Genomic DNA, 2,280 nt, shown 5'->3' on the forward strand with positions numbered 1-2,280 from the left:
TAAAAGTAATGGGGGTGAATGTAATCGACTGATTACTAATAAAAAGCAGAATATATAATCTGATAAGGTGAACGACTAAGAAACGAGCGAGTTTCTTTCCCTTTCTTTATTCTGCAAAGTCTCAAAGAACTCTCTGTTTGATGTTGCAAAGATAGCGATATAATTCATATAAGCAAAGTATTTACGTTGTTTTTTCAATGAAAATCAACCTTAGACATTTCTAATTCTATAAAATCGCCATTTTAAGGTATTGCATATATCTATGAACAATGGTAATTTTGCAAAATGATAATCAAAAGAATTCTTTTAATCTTCATCATTCTACTTCTGCTGTTTCCCACTGCTAATGCTACTATTTTGAATTTAGTTGTGGGTGATACTATATACCCTACTCGAAAACATGTTTCTTCATTACATAAAACGATAGAACTCGATGAAGTTCAAGTTATTGGACAGCGGAAATTGTTTTCCATAAGAAAAGACACCACGTTTATCAATACTGATTGCCTTCGAGTAAGGAAAGGTGCTAACTTGGAAGACTTAATCAGGAATATTCCGGGCATGGAATACGACAAGGCGAACAGGCAACTATCATTCAAAGGAAAGCCATTGAACGGCGTAAACATCAATGGCGAGACCTTTATGGGCAACGACATTATCGCAGCGTTGGAGAATATGCCAACCGATGCAGTGGAACTACTGAAACTGTATGACATGCTCAGCGCATTGGAGAAAATGACGGGAGTAGATGATGGTGCCGACAATTATGTGCTGGACATCAAGACCAAATCTACCTACAATGGCAGCCTGACAGGAACACTAACGGCTGAACACGGCAATCGCGACAGACGCAGGGATGAGGTACAGGGCAATCTATTCAATGCCGATGGCGAAAACACCTCGCTGACTTTGCGCTCTGACAATCTTAGTAATATGAACATTGGGGGAAACAATTTCCAAAACATATTGTCGGGCAATATCGTGAAGAAATTTGGTAAGAAAATTACGCTCAATGCAAGCCTCTCACTCAATGCCTTCCACAATGGAAGCGAGAATCATGACTATGATGAGCAATATCTTTCATCGGGAACAAAATATCGGGAATCAATGCTGCTTTCCTTGAGCAAGAATCACAGTAATGCCGCAAACATAAATCTGCAGTATAACATAGACAAAAAGACTTTGCTGAATATAAGTGCAAATGGAAACTTCGGACGGTCAGACAACCTGACTGACAACACAACATACCTATATGAGCGCAATACGGCTGCGGACACGCTGACCTCGGGAACGCTGCGAAATAACACAAAAAGCAATGGAAAGAATTACCATGTATCTGCCGACCTCACACGGCGGATTGGCAAGGCTGGGGCATCATTTACCGTGAAGGCGACACTTGGCGGTAACTCGAATGAAACTAATAATACCAGCCTTTCACTGACGAAATTCCACCACCTGCGCAACGCTGTGGGCGGAGATTCACTACTGTTGCGCAATCTTTGCCAACAACTGCCCACCCTGCGCAACGAAAGCAGAATATCATTGCAATATACCCATCCTTTTGGCAAACAGTTGAAATTGCAGACAGGGTACGGACTGCATCACGAAGAGGATAGAAACACAAGCAACACTTACGACTATACTATACCGAATAGACCATACATAGATAGCCTAAGTTATGAGAACACACTATCTATATGTGGGCAGGAACTCACCCTGAGAATGGATTATAAGGGTAAGCAATGGAAGATAAACAGTGGCATTGATGTAGACCACCCGACTTTGAACTACGAAGGATGAAATTTTTCAGGGACAACTTCCAGCATTTCCAAAAAACAGTTTAACCATTGACTTGGAGACAAACAAACAATTTGAGCATTAAGGTTTAAACCGAATTTTTCCGAAATTGACCTGACCTGACTTTTCCTGAAAATCGACTTTAAAGCTGTTTTTACAGATAAATCAGGTTTCTCTAACAGACAGGAAATAAATGCTAAGTATTTGGCTTTAAACTTAAAATCAAAAAATAAGTGTTTTCTTTTAATGTTTAACAGGGCTGATTTGACAGTTGGCGGTGGCAAGAAACTTTCAGGACCTACCTCATAGACAAGTTTCAAATCAAAAAAAGTATGATAGAAAACGGTATATGGATTGTAAAGCTTCCTCGAAAATAACTTTTGTGTAGGTTCTAATTGAAGGATAATGGAACCTCCCAGAAAATTTCCAAGACTCTCAAACATCAGGATTTTGAAAATATCGGAAGTAATGCCATAAGGAATA

The 2,280-nt window shown here is 39.6% G+C and carries 2 protein-coding genes; one reads left to right on the forward strand and one right to left on the reverse strand.

Translation table 11 applies throughout. From position 1 onward, the window contains the following. Positions 1 to 285: 285 nt before the first annotated feature. Entirely contained in the window at positions 286 to 1,800 is a 1,515-nt protein-coding gene (locus NBH07_RS22175; RefSeq protein ID WP_004378882.1) for a TonB-dependent receptor, read from the forward strand. Here NBH07_RS22175 and NBH07_RS22180 read toward each other — a convergent pair. Continuing rightward, positions 1,788 to 2,280: rRNA adenine N-6-methyltransferase family protein (locus tag NBH07_RS22180; RefSeq protein WP_250833609.1), on the reverse strand; the 493-nt coding region annotated here is incomplete at its 5' end. The two genes, NBH07_RS22175 and NBH07_RS22180, sit on opposite strands and share 13 nt — an antisense overlap.

Origin of the sequence: Parabacteroides sp. B2-S-102 (genome assembly GCF_023656665.1) — a bacterium.
Taxonomy (GTDB): Bacteria; Bacteroidota; Bacteroidia; order Bacteroidales; family Tannerellaceae; genus Parabacteroides; species Parabacteroides distasonis.

Excerpts from the sequence above, each read along its gene's own strand:
- NBH07_RS22175 (WP_004378882.1), top strand. The coding sequence starts at position 286 with ATGATAATCAAAAGAATTCTTTTAATCTTCATCATTCTACTTCTGCTG.